The 15205-nt window shown below is 71.1% G+C and carries 8 protein-coding genes; 6 read left to right on the top strand and 2 right to left on the bottom strand.

Going from position 1 to position 15205, the window contains the following annotated elements:
• Positions 1-98: 98 nt before the first annotated feature.
• The 3 genes from NAG42_RS16530 (at position 99) to NAG42_RS16520 (ending at position 6052) form a co-directional block, all read left to right on the top strand.
• Complete coding sequence (locus NAG42_RS16530; protein ID WP_250031177.1) at positions 99-1367, top strand: vanadium-dependent haloperoxidase; 1269 nt, start codon at positions 99-101, stop codon at positions 1365-1367.
• Between the two features lie 1002 nt (positions 1368-2369).
• Positions 2370-4787 carry a penicillin-binding protein gene (locus NAG42_RS16525; RefSeq protein WP_250031176.1) on the top strand — a complete coding sequence of 806 codons (2418 nt, stop codon included), beginning with the start codon at positions 2370-2372 and terminating at the stop codon, positions 4785-4787.
• A complete protein-coding gene (locus NAG42_RS16520) occupies positions 4784-6052 on the top strand; it encodes a diacylglycerol/lipid kinase family protein (protein ID WP_250031175.1) in 1269 nt (422 codons plus the stop codon). The genes NAG42_RS16525 and NAG42_RS16520 overlap by 4 nt, the downstream gene beginning before the upstream one ends.
• Here NAG42_RS16520 and NAG42_RS16515 read toward each other — a convergent pair.
• Together NAG42_RS16515 and NAG42_RS44110 are read right to left on the bottom strand one after the other, a co-directional pair.
• Entirely contained in the window at positions 6032-6799 is a 768-nt protein-coding gene (locus NAG42_RS16515; RefSeq protein WP_250031174.1) for a metallophosphoesterase family protein, read from the bottom strand. The genes NAG42_RS16520 and NAG42_RS16515 overlap by 21 nt on opposite strands.
• A gap of 130 nt (positions 6800-6929) precedes the next feature.
• Positions 6930-8042 carry a glycoside hydrolase family 12 protein gene (locus NAG42_RS44110; protein WP_284045411.1) on the bottom strand — a complete coding sequence of 371 codons (1113 nt, stop codon included), beginning with the start codon at positions 8040-8042 and terminating at the stop codon, positions 6930-6932.
• Positions 8043-8214: 172 nt separating this feature from the next.
• On the opposite strand from NAG42_RS44110, the gene NAG42_RS16500 reads away from it, so the two are divergent.
• Genes NAG42_RS16500 through NAG42_RS16490 form a run of 3 tightly spaced genes read left to right on the top strand, consistent with a single transcriptional unit; the run spans position 8215 to position 15162 of the window.
• The gene (locus NAG42_RS16500) at positions 8215-12003 is read left to right on the top strand and encodes a P-loop NTPase fold protein (RefSeq protein ID WP_250031173.1); all 3789 of its coding nucleotides are present in this window, start codon (positions 8215-8217) and stop codon (positions 12001-12003) included.
• Between the two features lie 47 nt (positions 12004-12050).
• The gene (locus NAG42_RS16495; RefSeq protein WP_250031172.1) at positions 12051-13166 is read left to right on the top strand and encodes a nuclear transport factor 2 family protein; all 1116 of its coding nucleotides are present in this window, start codon (positions 12051-12053) and stop codon (positions 13164-13166) included.
• Positions 13150-15162 (top strand): AAA family ATPase, encoded by a 2013-nt coding sequence (locus NAG42_RS16490; protein ID WP_250031171.1) that lies wholly within the window; start codon positions 13150-13152, stop codon positions 15160-15162. The genes NAG42_RS16495 and NAG42_RS16490 overlap by 17 nt, the downstream gene beginning before the upstream one ends.
• Positions 15163-15205 lie beyond the last annotated feature (43 nt).

Below are 15205 nucleotides of genomic sequence, written 5' to 3'. Positions count from 1 at the left end.
GGAGGAAGGTCTCCTGCGGAAACGGCGCACCGGGCGTGTCGCTGTCCTTTCGGTTGTGGCTTCGCCCGGGCGCCGCATCGTCAGGAGGGAGCTCCATCATGAGCACCGTTCGGCGTCGCCTCGGCGTCGCGGCGACCGCTGTCGCACTGGTCCCGGTCTACGCCGGGACGGCGCAGGCGGCGTCCGTCCGCGCCGAGACCGCCTCGGTCATCGCCGACTGGAACGCGGTCGCGGTGACCACCCTGTCCGGCGACGCCACCAAAGTCGTGCCGGAGAGCTTCCTGTACCTGGGCTTCGTGCACGCCGCGATCTACGACGCGGTGGTCGGCCTGCACCCGCGCTACGAGCCCTACCGCCGGCACGGCCAGGCCCCCCGTGGCGCCTCGGCCACGGCTGCCGCGGCGGCGGCCGGCCACAAGATCCTCGAGACCTACTCCCCGTACGCGCAGTCGGCGCTCGACACCGCCCTGGCCACCTCGCTGGCCACGGTCCCCGACGGAGCCGCCAAGCGGACCGGCATCGCCTACGGCGAACGCGTGGCCCGCGACCTGATCGCCCAGCGAGCCGACGACGGCCGCAACGCCTCCGTCCAGTACACCCCGGCTCCGGCCCCCGGCGTCTGGCGTCCCACCCCACCGGCCAACCTGCCGATGGCCGTGCCGTGGCTGGGCCGGGTCACGCCGTTGCTGGCCCGCAGCGCCGCCCAGTTCACCCCGCCGGCGCCGCCCACGCTGACGTCCCGCCGCTACACCCGCGACTTCGCCGAAGCCAAGGCGATGGGCTCAGCGACCTCGACGGTCCGCACCGCGGCCCAGACCGCGACCGCCCGCTTCTTCGCCGGCAACGCGGTCGTCCAGATCAACGCCGCCCTGCGCGACCAGGCGACCACCCGCAACCTCGACATCGTGGACTCCGCCCGGATGTTCGCCGCCACCGCCATGACCACGGCCGACGTGGCCATCCTGACGTGGCGCTCGAAACTGGACCGCGCGTATTGGCGGCCGATCACGGCGATCCACGAGGCCGCGGCCGACGGGAATCCCGCCACCAGCCCGGACCCTGCCTGGACCCCGCTGATCGCTACGCCGAACTACCCCGATTACGTGGGTGGGTACAACTCGGTGGTGGCGGCTTCGACGCGGGCCTTGGAGTACGTGGTGGGGCCGCGGCTGGACCTCGATCTGATTTCTACGGCTGTGCCGGGGGAGGTCCGTCATTATCGGTCGGGCGCGGCCCTCCGGGCTGACGTGGTGGACGCGCGGGTCTGGCTGGGTATTCACTTCCGGACTGCGGACACGGCGGCCCGGACCCTGGGGGTGGAGCTGGCGGACTGGACCGCCCGCCATTACTTCCGGGCGGTCCACTGATCATTGCTGCGTGGTCAACACCCTGGGGCGTTGCCCCAGACCCCAGCCATCGCTGGAGAGCTCCTGGCGATGGTTGCGGTGGGGGGTTTGGGGGCTCTCCGGGCGGCGACAAGCGGGAGCGAATCGCAAGCAAGGGCAGTACGCAAGCAAAGGGCGGCTTGCGTACTGCCCTTGCTCACGATGAGCTGCGCTTGCCGTCGCCCGGAGAGCCCCCAAACCAACGGGGGCGCTGTAAGAAAAGACCGGCCACTCCACGCGTGCCCGACACCTGGCCGGCGCGCGCGATCGCCTGCGTCCGTGAGCCCGGCAGAAGGCGCGAGCACGACGATGATTTCCTTCGCGCCTGGACACATCCACCCAGCTTCACCTCGGCCAAGCCGGTCCCCCAGCGCAAGGCGACCACCCAGCCCGGCCCGGCGCACGACGGATGCCGAAGGCGGACGCGACCGGCATTGTTAAGTTCCCGCGCCCCACCACCCAGCCCGGCCTGCTTTCGCTGACCGCCTGGTTTCGTCCCCAGCGCGGCAGCCAGATCCCTCACCCGTCAGGTGACCGCCACCTCGACCAGTCATCCAGCCGCCGGTGACCAAGGTCTTCAGCCGCCGGCGAGCTCGCCCGCAAGGGCGGAGGCGGGGGTGAGCAAGCAAGGCCGTAGGGGCGTTTTGAGGCCCGGCGGGGTGAACCCCCCCGCCCCCCCGCCCGCGCCGGGGGGGGTGCCCCCCCCCGCCGGTCGCGGCTGGCCCCGCCCTGGTGTCCACCCCCCCGCCTCCGCCCGTCCAGCGCAAGCAAGTCCAACGCACCCAGCCCCCGCCAGATCCCCCCGCGGTTCAAAAGACCGGATATTTTCACCACCAAGGCGTACACACTCTTTCGTGCTGTGATTCTTTGGTCGAAGATTATCGGCGAATTGCCCGGCTAAGGACGATTCGCCGGGCCCGCCACTTGACAAGGCAGGGTGAAATAGACGGGACTCGCTTCCGACGAGGCGCTGGTGGTGGTTCGGTGAGTTCGTGGTTCCGCAGACGTGATCACAATGTCTTCTTCAATGTGTTCGCGCTTCTTACTTGTGGGTTGGTTGCCGGCGTGGTGGTGGCGGCTGCCGCCTTCCCGGTCGCGGCCATGTCCGGCCTGACGGCCAAAGTCGGCAACCAGGCGTTCGCCAGCCTGCCGAGTGAGCTCAAGGACTTCGCGTCACCGCAGATCACGCGGGTCTACGCGTCGGACAACAAGACGCTGATCGCGCAGTTCTACGACGAGTTCCGCAGCGACGTGCGGCTCAAGGACATGTCGAAGCACATCCGGGACGCCATGGTGGCCGCCGAGGACCGGGAGTTCTACAACCACAACGGGGTCGACCTCAAGGGTGTCGCCCGCGCCGTGGTCAACAACAGTGGCAAGTCGGAGTCCAAGCAGGGCGCCTCCACCATCACCATGCAGTGGGTCCGGATGTCGCTGGCCTACTCCGCCACCAGCCCGGCCGAGGTGGTCAAGGCGACCGAGGACACGAACGTCCGCAAGGTCACCGAGATCAAGTACGCCATGCGGGTCGAGCAGGAGGTGGGCAAGGACCAGATCCTGGAGCGCTACCTCAACATGGCGCCGTTCGGCAAGCAGACCTACGGGATCTTCGCCGCCAGCAAGGTCTACTTCAACAAGCGCCCCAAGGACCTCACCATCGGGCAGGCCGCGCTGCTCGCCGCCATCGTGCGCGCGCCCTCGTTCTACGACCCCACCACCAAACAGGGGTACGACGAGATCCGCAAGCGCCGCAACAACTACGTCATCCCGGGCATGGTCGAGATGGGCGCCATCACGCCGGCCCAGGCGGCCGCGGCCAAGAAGGAAGCCATCCCGCGCAAGGTCGCCCGGGTCGGCAACGGCTGTGTCTCCGTGTCGTACAACAGCTGGGGTTTCTTCTGTGACTACTTCTACCGCTGGTGGATGGAGCGACCCGAGTTCGGCGCCACGGCGTTCGACCGGGAGCGGCGCCTCAAGAGCGGTGGCTACCGGATCACCACGACGATCGACCTGAAGGCGACCAAGGAGGCCAAGGCCCGGGTCTCGGCGCGGATCAAGGAGAAGAACAAGAACGCCCTGCTGCTGTCGGCCGTCGAGCCGCGCACGGGCAAGGTCAAGCTCCTGGTCACGAACCGCAAGTACACGCTCGACAACTCGAAGAACCCGTTGTCGTCCGATCCCAAGAAGCGGCGTCAGGGCATCAAGGGCTCCGCCCCCAACACGGTGAACCCGCTGCTCACCGGTGGTGGCGACATCACCGGCTATCAGGCCGGCTCGGTGATGAAGATCTTCACGTTGATCGCGGCGCTGGAGAAGGGCTATCCGCTCCATTACACGATCAAGGCGGAGAAGTTCTACAAGACCAAGTACGTCGTCGAGCGCAGCAGTGACTCGGCCTGCCCGGGCACGCACTTCTGGTGCCCGCAGAACTCGGGTGGCGGCGGCGAGGGCGTCTACAACATGTGGAGCGGGTTCGGCCGATCGATCAACACGTATTTCGTGCCGCTGGAGGAGCGGGTCGGTGCCGACAACGTCGTGAACGTCGCCAAGCGGTTCGGCATCAAGTTCCGCGACCCGGCGGACGCCAAGCTGGCCTCGGACGGCTATTCGCACCAGTGGGGCGCGTTCACGCTCGGTGTCTCGGCGACCACCCCGCTCGACATGGCCAACGCGTACGCGACCCTGGCCGCCGACGGCATGTACTGCGAACCGACCCCGATCGAGCAGATCACCACCCGCGACAACCAGAAACTCGACATCGGCAAGCCGCACTGTGAGCGGGCCACCTCGGTCGACGTGGCCCGGGCGGCGCTCGACGCGGCCCGCTGCCCGGTCGGTGACCGCTCGCGGCTCGGCAGTTGTGAGGGGGCGACCGCCCGGGCCACCCGCGGGGTGGTCGGGCACCCGGTGTTCGGCAAGACCGGCACCACCGACCGCGACCGCACGGCCTCGCTGATCGCCGGCACGACGTCGCTCGTGGTGGCCGGCTACCTGGTCAACCCCGATTACCAGGCGCACAAGGACCGGATGGACCACGACACGGTCAACCCGGCTGTCTACCGCACGCTGGCCGACTACATGGACGGCAAGCCGGAGGTGCAGTTCAAGCGGCCCGAGAGTCGCAAGATCGTGTACGGCGATCAGCGGCGCATCCCGGACGTCGAGTGCCTTTCGCTGGTGCGGGCGCGGGACCGCGTCGAGAACGCCGGCTTCGACGCCGTGCTCTCGAACGGTGAGACCGAGTCGGCCTGCCCGGCGGGTACGGCCGCCGGCACCAGCCCGAGCGGCCGTACGGTCAAGAACGGTGTCGTGGTGATCGAGATCAGCGACGGCAAGGGCGGCAAGAAGCCGCCCGAGCCGGGCAGCACACCGCCGATCACCCTGCCTCCTCCACGACGGTGACCGGTCCGGCGGTGACGCCCGGCGGTGGCCGGCGCACCGCCGCGGTGGTCGCGCTGATCGCGCCGCTGCTGGCCGTCGCGGCCACGCTGGAGACGACGGTCCGGCACTTCGGCACGTTCGTGTCGTTCGTGCTGGCGGTCGCCGTGGTGACCGCGGCGACCTGGTATGCGCTGACCCGGCGCGGGTTGCTGCGCTGGCTGGCCGGGGCGGTCGCGGCACTGGCCGCTCTTACCATGATCATGATCGGTCTGTCCTTGTTCCTGACGCAGGCGGCCATGCTGGTGGTGTTCGGCGTGGCGAGCCGCTATGCGCTGGGCGCCCACAGCGCGGCGGTGTTCGGCGGGGCCCGGGCTCAGCCGGTGCCCGCGGCCCGGCACGGCGTCCTGCTGATCAACCCGTGGTCGGGTGACGGCGCGGCCGCCCGGGCCGGTCTCGACGCCGCGGCCGCCGCCCGGGGCATCGCGACGGTGACGCTCGGCCCCGGTGATGATCTGTCCGCGCTGGCCGAGAAGGCCGTGAGCGACGGCGCCGATGTCCTCGGCATGGCCGGTGGCGACGGGTCCCAGGCGCTGATCGCGGCCACCGCTGTGCGGCACGGCATCGCGTACGTCTGTGTGCCGGCCGGGACGCGGAACCATTTCGCCCTGGATCTCGGGCTGGACCGGGCCGACGTGGCCGCCGCGCTGGACGCCTTCACCGACGGCGTCGAGCGGCTCGTCGACCTGGGCTCGGTGAACGGGCGCATCTTCGTCAACAACGCCTCGCTCGGCGTCTACGCCGAGGTGGTGCGGTCCAAGGGCTACCGCAAGGCCAAGATCCGTACGTGGGGCCGGCTGCTGCCCGACCTGCTCGGACCGGCCGCCCAGCCACCCGACCTGGCGTTCGACAGCCCGGAGGGCCCGCCGATCAGCGGCGTGTCGCTGGTGCTGGTCTCCAACAACCCCTACGACCTGTCGCGGGTCGGCCGGGCCGGTGGGCGGCCCCGGCTCGACACCGGCCGGTTGGGGATCGTGGCCGCCCGGGGTGCCCGGCCGGTCGGGGAGTTCGTCGCCAAGAAGTTCGAGGTGCGCTCGACCGCCGAGGTGCCGGCCGGGCTGGACGGGGAGGCGCTGATGCTGACGCCGCCGCTGGTGTTCCGGTCGCTGCCCGGCGTGCTCCGGGTGCGGGTGCCGCGCTCGTCCAGCCCCGGCCGGCGGCCGGCCGCGCTCACCCGGCGTGACCTGAACGCCCTGGTGCGGGTGGCCTCAGGTCAGCCAGCCGTCTGACGTCCGGCGCCACCGGGTCTCGCCGAGCGCCCGGAAGGCCCCCTCGTGCCAGTGCCGCACGGTGGATCGCAGGGTGTCCCCGTCGAGGTCGAGCACCGTCCACGATTGGCTCTCACCGGCGCGTACGCGATGGGAGCAGGCCGTCCCGCTCATCACCGCGACCATCCCGCGCAAGCGGACCTGCGCCGCGACGTGGTCGTGCCCGCACAGGATGACGTCCACGCCCACCTCGGCCGCCGCCCGCAGGGCCTGGTCGGCGCCGTGCACCAGGGCCTCGTCCGGCCGCTGGGCCGACCGGAACACCGGGTGGTGCAGCATCAGCACCTTCAGCTCGGCCGGCCCGGCCAGGGCCGAGCCGATCCGGGCCACCTGGGCCGCGTCGACCAGTCCACCCTTCCACAGGTACGGGCGGGCGGTGCTCAACCCCAGCAGGAGCAGGCCGCCGTCCCGCACGAGCGGCTCCGGGTCGGGGTCGACCAGCTTCCGGTACGCCCCGAGCGGCTCGAACGCCCGGGCCGGTCGATCGAGCGGCAGGTCGTGATTGCCCGGCACACACGTCCACGGCCGGCCCACCGCGTCGAGCAGGTCGACCGCCGCCCGGAACTGCTCGGCCCGCGCCCGCATGGTCAGATCCCCGCTGACCAGCACCCGATCGACGTCCTGGGCGACCAGGTCGGCTCGCAGCCCGGCCACGACAGCCGGCTCCTCGGCCCCGAAGTGCAGGTCGGTGACGTGGGCCAGGCGCATGCACCGAGCCTAGATCGCCGAGCGGCCCGGGGGACCTGCGCACCAACGGTTGATCAGGTAGCGCAGACCTTGTTCGATCCGGCGGTGACTCGTCCTGAGGTCGGAGCGGCCACCGCCGTCTCGACACGGGTCAGCTGTAGTTCAGCGAGAAACTGTTCGTGGTGAAGGCCGACTGGCCGGCGGTGCCGGTGATCTCGAAGCCGAACTGCAGCTCACCGACCGTCACGTTGCCCCACCAGTTGTTGGTGCGCAGCCAGTTCATGACGGCCAACAGGTCGATGGTGCCCGAGCTGGTGTTGGTCCGGATGAACGAGAAGACCGCGTTGGCCCCGTTGCTGCCGCGATAGACGTTCCAGGTGTGGCCGCCGACCGACAGGTTCCGGACGTTGGGCACCGCGCCGTTGGCGTCGTAGCTCTCGGCGATCGGGCCGACCGCGCCGTGCTGGTTGGTCCAGATCATCACCTCGTACGCGTGGTTGTCGGCCCAGATGTCATAGGTGGTCGCGTAGTCGCCGTCGGCCGGCACCGAGACGTTGAACGAGCTGGACACCGAGGACAGCGAGCTGAGCGTGCGGTTGAGTGTCTTGCCGGTGTTCGGGTAGGACTTCACGCCGCTGGTGCGCGGATGGTTGGCCACCACGCCCCAGTTCGTGCCGCTGCGGGCCCAGATCGTCTGCGACCCGGCTCCCGAGCCCCAGATGTTGTTGTAGAGCGTGTAGCCGCTGTTGGTCCACGAGGCCCACTGTCCCGAGTCGACCCAGGCCGCGTCGGACGGGACGCCGGTGCCCGGGGTGGACGGGGTGGACGGAGGCGGGGTGGCCGGGGTGGTCGGCCCGGTCGATCCGGTGCAGGCCGTGCCGTTGAGCGTGAACGCCGTCGGGATGCTGTTGGTGCCGGTCGCCGATCCGTTGAAGCCGAACGAGGCGGTGCCGTTGGTGGCGACCGCGCCGTTGTAGCCGGCGTTGCGGGCGGTGACGGTCGGCCCGCTCTGACTCACCGTGGCGTTCCAGGCCTGCGTGACGGTCTGCCCGTTGGAGTACGACCAGACCAGCGTCCACGAGCTGAGCGGGTCTCCGAGGTTGGTGACGGTCACGGTGGCCCCGAAGCCGCCCGGCCACGAGCTGCTGACCGCGTAGGCCACACGGCATCCGACCGCCGCCGACGCGGGAAGCGCGGTGAGGACCGCCGCTCCTCCCACGCCGAGCGCGACGGCCGTCGAGAGCGCAAGAACACGTCTGCGCATGGTGTCCCCTCTGTTCGGATGATCGTCGAAGCGCTTCGACGGTGGCATCGCGGCTTCGACAGGCATCGATGGATTTAGCGCTGATCGTAGGACCGGCCGGGTGAACCGGCAACCGGCCGTCTCGCCCTGTCGAGGGACCGGACGGCGTGACCGGGCGCACTACTGTGTGGACATGATCCGGCGTCGATCCCGTCGTCCGCCCGCTCCCGGCCCGTCGGTGCTCGCCGAGTCCCTCGCGGTCAACGACGCGGCCAGCGTCGAGGATCACCTCGGTTTCGCCCGCTTCGCGGTGCCCCTGGCCGACTACATCGCCGGCATGCGCCCTGAGCAGACACCGTGGACCGTGGGCGTCTACGGCGAGTGGGGCAGCGGCAAGACCAGCTTCCTCAAGCAGGTCAGCGCCGAGCTGACCACCCGGGGGATCGAGCCGGTGTGGTTCAACGCCTGGAAGTACGCGCGGGAGGAGGACCTCTGGCAGGCGCTGATCCAGACCGTGCTGGACCGGGTGCGGGTCACCGGCCCGCTGCCGCGACGGGTCTGGGTCAAGCTGCGGATCTGGCTGCGCTCACTCAACGTCCGCTCGGGCGTGCTCGATCTCTCGCGCAAGCTCTTCGTGCTGTTCTTCCGGATCGGGCTCATCGCGCTCGCCCTGTTCATGGCGGCCACCGTTCTCGTGCCACAGGCCAACCCGGCCATGTCCAACGCGCTGAAGAGCTTTCCCGGGCTCGCCGATCTGCTCGGTCAGCCCTGGGCCGCCGCCGTGGTCGCGATCGGCGCCACCCTGGCCGCCAAACCGGAGTCCCTGTTCAAGATCTTCGACGTCCGGCTGGGGTTCGATCTGTCGGCCTTCCAGAAGCGGCGCAGCTACCGCGAGAAGGTCGCGTTCCTGGAGGAGTTCAGCGAGGACTTCCGCGACATCATCCGGATCGTGTGCCGCGACCGTCCGCTGGTCGTCGTCATCGACGACCTGGACCGGTGCCTGCCCGAGCAGACGCTGCAGATCGTCGAGACGATGAAGCTCTTCCTCGACGTCGAGGGCTGTGTCTTCCTGGTCGCGGTCGACCGCGACATCATCGAGAACGCGGTGTCCGTCCGCTACAAGGATCTGGCCCCGCAGGAGGTTCTGCTGCGGCGGATCTCCGAGACCTATTTCGAGAAGATCGTGCAGCTGCCCTTCTCGCTGCCGCCGGTCACCTCGGCCGCGGCCGACAACCTGATCCTGCGGATCTCGTCCGACGAGGACGTCCGTCTGTGCCTGCCGATCCTGCGCGGCAACCCGCCCTTCAACCCGCGGCGCATCAAGCGCATGGTGCAGACCTTCACCCTGCTCAAGAGCCTGGCCGCCCGCGCGCTGAGCGACTCCCCGCTGGTGCCGCCCCTGCTGGCCAAGATCGTGGTGCTCCAGACCGGCTACCGCGACGTCTACGACGCCGTCGTGGACGACCCGGCGCTGCTGGCCGCGCTGGAGCACTCGTACGCGCTCACCCCACCGGTGACGGACGAGGCGACGCCGAGCGCCGACCGGATCCTCGAGGACGAGCGCGCCCGGCGGTTCGCGGCGAAGCACCCGGACCTGCCGGCCCTGTTCCGTTACCGGCTCTGCGAGTCCGACTCGTTCACGCGGGTCTCGGCCGGCGAATACCTGTCCTTCGTCCGGGCCGTGGTCCCCACCGAGGTGCCCCCGGAGGGCCGGCCGGAGGCGGCTGCGACCTTCACCATCTGGCACCTGCGGGACGACATCGCCTGGGCCGAGTGGCTGGCCCGGCAACTGTCCGACGCCGGCTACCAGGTGCAGCTGGGCGGGGCCGAGACGCCACCACCGGCCGGTTACCTCGTCGTGGTGCTCTCCCGGCTGGCCGCCGAGACGGTCGCCGCCCAGCAGTGGGCCGCCCTGCGGGTCACCGGCGCCCGCCTGCTGGTGGCCCGGGTGGCCCCGGTTGCCGTGCCGGCGATGCTGGCCGACGAGCAGGCCCTCGACGTCGAAAGCCTGCAGGAGCACGAAGCCCGGGCCGTGCTGCTCAGCGCGCTCGACCCGCGCCACCGCCGGCCCGCCGACCTGGGGTCGGGCGGCAGCTCCGCGGCGGACTCGGCGTTGCCCTACCCGGGGCGGGGCCTGCGGGTCACCAACGTGCGGCAACCGGCCAAGGGCCTGGTGCACCGGGCGGAGATCAGCGAGCGGCTGGCGCTGTGCATGCTGGAGAACCGCACCGACGACTCGCCGACCGTGTGCGCCCTGATCGGCATGCCGGGAGCGGGCAAGAGCGAGGCCGCCCGCCACTACGCCCAGAGCCACGCCGACGAATACCAGGTGGTGTGGTGGATCGACGGTGGTGAGGCCGGGCGCGTCGAGGCGGCCCTGCTGGCGCTGGCGCACGAGCTGGGCGGGTCCGGGCGTACGGGCCCTGACCCGCTCACCCAGGTCGGGGAACGGCTGGCCGGCACCGGCCGATGGCTGCTGATCATCGACGGGGCCACCGATCCGGGCACGCTGCGCCCCTATCTGCCGCTGACCGGCCGGGGCGACGTGCTGATCACGACCCGGCGGCAGAGCTGGTCGCAGACGGCCCGGCACGTCGACATCGGGCCGTTCGACAGCGATCAGGCCGTGGACTTCCTGCGGAGCCAGCTCCGCGACGAGCCCGACGAGGAGTTGCGGGCCCTGGCCGAGGCCCTCGGGCGGCTGCCGTCGGCGCTCACCGCCGCGGTGCGCCATCTGCGCCTGGTCGCGGTGCCGGCCCGGGAGTTCCGCAAGCGGCTGGCCGACGACGACCTCGCGTTCGTCGGGCGCGCCGGTCTCCTGACCGGCGTGACCCTGCTCCCGGCCGAGGTCGGTGCCCCGGCGTTCGTCGCTCCGCAGCCCTTCCCGCGGGCGCTGGCCGGCGCCTCCGAAGAGACGCTCGGGCTGCTGCACGAGCATTCGCTGGCCCTGCTGAACGCCGGTAGCGTCGAGTTGCACCCGCTCGTGCAGCTGGCGGCGCGGGCGGTGCTGGCCGTCGAGGAGTCCCGCGGCATCGTCGAGCAGACGGTGGCCGTCATCGCCCGGGACCCCCTCCCGTTCGTCATCGGTGAGGGCACCGGTGACCTGGCGGCCCACCTGGCCGCGCTGGCCGCCCACGGCGAGCGGCTGCTCGTGCCGGCCGAGACGATGCACACCGGCCTGGTGGCGGCGGCGCGGGGCCTGATCGGCGCCGGGAGCTACCTGCAGGCCGGACGAGTCGCCCGGCTGGTCGCCGAGCATCCCGGCGCGTCTCCCGCCCGGCGTCGCGAGGCTCAGCGGGTGCTCGGCGAGGCCGTGGTCAGCCTGGGCGGGGGAGCGGCCGCCGTACCGCTGCTGCGGGGCCTGCCCGACGCGGCCGGGCTGCTCATCCTGGCCCACCTGCAGGCCGGTGACACCGAGGCCGCGCTGACCGTGCAGAACCGGCCCGGGGTCGGTTCCGACCTCGCGACGATGATCAGTCTGGCCGGCCTCAACCGGGAGGGGAACCCGCGCGTCGCCCGGCAGGTGCTCGCGCCGATGCTCGCGGAGCACCGGCGCCGGCACGACGACGACGCCCTGGTCGCCCGGGGTCTGGTCACGCTGGCCGGGGTCGAGTTCCAGATGGACGACCTGCCGGCCGCGCGCCGTCGCTACGAGGAGGCGCTGGAGGTGCAGCGCCGCGTCCTGCGGCCGGGCCACCCCGACATCGCCGAGACGCTGCGACCGTACGCCGCGGTGCTGACCGCCCTGCACGAGCCGCAGCTGGCCCGGGCCGCCCTCGACGAGGCCATCGGCCTCTGGTCGGCCGTGGTCGGCCCGCGGGACAGGCTGCTCCGCGACCTCTGGCGGCAGCTCGCTGATGTCGCCCGGGATCTCGGGGACGCCGATGCGCTGGCGGAGGCGGAAGGGCAGCTGCGGGAGGACGTGAATCGGAGCCCTTTCGCGGCAAGCTCCTTAACGGTCGGTTATCAACCGACCGGCTGACGGTTCATTGTCCTTGTGTGGCAACCCGCAGCGTTTACTGTGTGCCGATGCGCACAACGGATGTGGTCGCCGAGGTGGCCGCCGCGTGGGTGAACGAGAGCGTCGAGGCACTGCCCGATGAGCGCTCCCATCTGAGGCGCCTGCTCCGGGCATCCGACGCCGCGCCGCCGGACTACGACCACGTGCACGCGCCCTTCGCGGCCGAGTTCCTGCTGGTCAACTTTCACAAATGCGTCCGCGCGCTGACCGAGGCCCGTCCGGAGCCGGCCACGACCGTGATCGACCTGGGCTGCGGCAGCGGTGCCGCCTCGGCCGCGGCCCTGGCCTACCTGGCCGACGCCGGTCTCGAAGAGGTGCGGGTTCACCTGCTCGACCGGTCGGAGCGGCAGCTTCAGCACGCGGTGAGCCTGCTGCGCGAGGTCGCCGCGACGCTGAGCAAGGACCGGCGGTTCGATGTGGAGGTGGTCGCGGTCGGCGGTGACTGGCCGACCGAGCGGCCGGCCGGCTGGGCCGGACCGGCCATGGTGCTGGCCTCCCACGTCCTCACCGAGAATCGCGCTCACGCCTGGGACTTCCTCAACCGGGCGGTCGCGCTGGCCGGCCCGCGCGGCAGTGTGACGGTCGTCGAGCGGGCCGACGACACAGTGTGGACAGCACTGGAGCAGTTGGCCGGCGAAAGTGTGCTGGTCCGGCGATTCGGCCAGGGTGACGTCCGCGCCGTCACGGCCGACGGTGAGGACCGCACCTGGGCGACCAGGTGGCTCACCTTCGAGCCGAGCCCGCACGCCGGGTGCGAGCAGGCGGTCCGCAACTATCTGACCGCCTGGCGTAAACGAGACCCGGACCTGCTGGAAACGGTGTTCACCGGGAACGCCCTCTATTGGGACAAGCCTTTCCAGCCGCCTATTGATGGTTTGACCGGCATTCAGGAATACTGGCGCAGCGAGGTCTCGTCCCAGCGCACCGTCTCGGTCCGGGTCGACTCCATCGCGTACCGGCCGGACGGCGCGCATCTGGAGTGGACAGCCTTCCTCGACGAGGGGGGTGCCGACGTCAAGCGGGTCTACGGGTTCATGGTGATCGAGGTCGACGCGACCGGGATGGTCTGGGAACTGCGGGAGTGCTACCGCTCACAGAGGGAGGCGCGTGACGCAGCTGTCTGACCTCGACCGCGAGATCGCCGAGAGTCGCGACCGGGTGCTGGCCGCCGGTCGGGCCCTGCTCACCTTCTACGAGCCCGCCGCCGGTGCGTTCATCCGCGACACCGTCGCGACGACCGGTGGCGCCGGCACCCCGCCGGTGATCGGCAAGACGTCGACCTGCCGGGCCCACATCGCCCTGGTCGAGCTCTACCGCCTGCTCGTGGAGTACGACCGCCCGGCGTCGCACACCGTCAGTGACACCGGAGTGCTGCGCGACGAGGTGTCGGCCGTCCTGCGCGACCTCACCGAGCGGCACCTCGCGGCGCTGCCGAGCGATCCGGCCCTGGTCCGTGAGTCGGCGAGCAACGGATACAACATGTTCACCGACGCCCAGGTGCTGCTCTCCTCCGTGCTCCGGCAGACCACGCGGCCGCTGACCGGTGTGGGCGGGGACGTCAGCGAGGCCGTCCTGAGCCTGTGGCGCGAGACGGAGCAGAACCTGCGGGCGTGGGAGGGCGGGCGGATCACCGCCGGCGACCAGACGCACGACTTCATCACCCTGCACGCGGTGCGCGCCGGGGACGCGCTCGGTCTGGCCCGGGCCGAGCCGCAGCAGTGGTGGCCGGATCTCGGCGTACGCATCCGCCGCTCGATCCTGGTGCAGCTCGGCCGGCACTCGGCCGGGATAACGTCGCAGTTCGACCCGGCCGAGCTTGCGTTCAGCGTGGCGTTGCTGCACCGCTTCAAGCTGCCGGACTACCGGCCGCTGACCGACCGCAGCCTGGTCGTCATCGCCGAGGAGCAGACCGCCGACGGCTCCTGGCCGACCTCTCGCCTGATCTCCTACGGCGGCCCGCAACAGCTGTTCGTGGCCAGCTTCGAGGTCGCCCTCACCCTGGCCGAGTTGCTGATCAGCCGGCTCGACCGGGGCGAGCACGGCAACGTCGACCCGTTGCTCGGCGTGCTGCGCAAGACGCTGCAGCTCGTCGACAACACGTTCATGCGGGTCGGCGCCCGGGCCGGGTGGTGCAACGACCGGGCGCGCTCCCCGGGCCGGCTGGAGTCCTGGGCCACCGCGGTGGTGCTGCTGTTCCTCATCCGCTATCACGACGCGCTGGTCCGCCTGCGCCAGGAGCGGGTGCTGCTCGGCTACGAGGTGGCCGCCGGGCACCGCCGGGACATCCCGTGGCCCGACCTCGCGCTCCCGCTGGGCGTGCTCACCGCTCCCGACCCGTCCCACCTGGAGCGGATCTCCGACCCGACCGACGACGGAACCCTCTCCGCGGCGATCCGGCGGCACTTCGTCGAGCCGATCGTCACCCACCCGGTGCAACGGCCGTCGGCCACCTCGCTGCTGCTGCCCGGCCCGCCCGGCACCCGCAAGACCAGCCTGGTCCAGCTGGTCGCCAAGGCCCTGGACTGGCCGCTGCTCACGCTCACCCCGTCCGATTTCCTGCGCCGTGACAACCGGGGCTTCCCCGACGTGGCGCTCGACGACGTGCTCAACGACCTGATGCGCCTGCGGCGGGTGGTGATCCTCATCGCGCAGTGCGAGGACGCGCTGCGCCGGCCGCGCGGAGCCGGGTCGCTCAGCGGGCGCAATCTGGCCACCGGCCTGCTCAGCCGGCTCAACCAGTTGCGCCGCAACCAGTGGGTGCTGATCTTCGCCGCGCCCAACGAGACGCGGGACAACCTCGACCCCGCCGCCACCCGGGCCGACCGCTTCGACTTCATCCAGGAGATGCACAACCCGCCGCTGACCGCCCAGCGCCGCTATTTCCGGTCGCGGATGCCACAGGCGGCGGCTCAGACGGTGCTCGAGCGGGCGCTCTCCGACTACGCGGGCCGGGTCCGGGCCAACCACGACCTGGCCCGCACCGAGGTCACGTTCGCGCTGCTCGACCAGCTGATGAGCCGGATCCGGGCGGACGAGAGCCTGCTCGAGCGCGGCCAGTTGCCCCGGCTGATCGAGGAACTGGCCCGGCCCGGGCCGCCCACGCTGCCGAACGGGGACTGAGCCGCGCCCGATCCGCGCTTGACCCGTGCGTTGTTATCGTTAA

Origin of the sequence: Paractinoplanes maris (assembly GCF_023544465.1) — a bacterium.
In the GTDB taxonomy this organism is placed as follows: Bacteria; Actinomycetota; Actinomycetes; order Mycobacteriales; family Micromonosporaceae; genus Actinoplanes; species Actinoplanes maris.
Note: the sequence above shows the minus strand (reverse complement) of the source record. Positions and strands in the feature narration are given on the sequence as shown.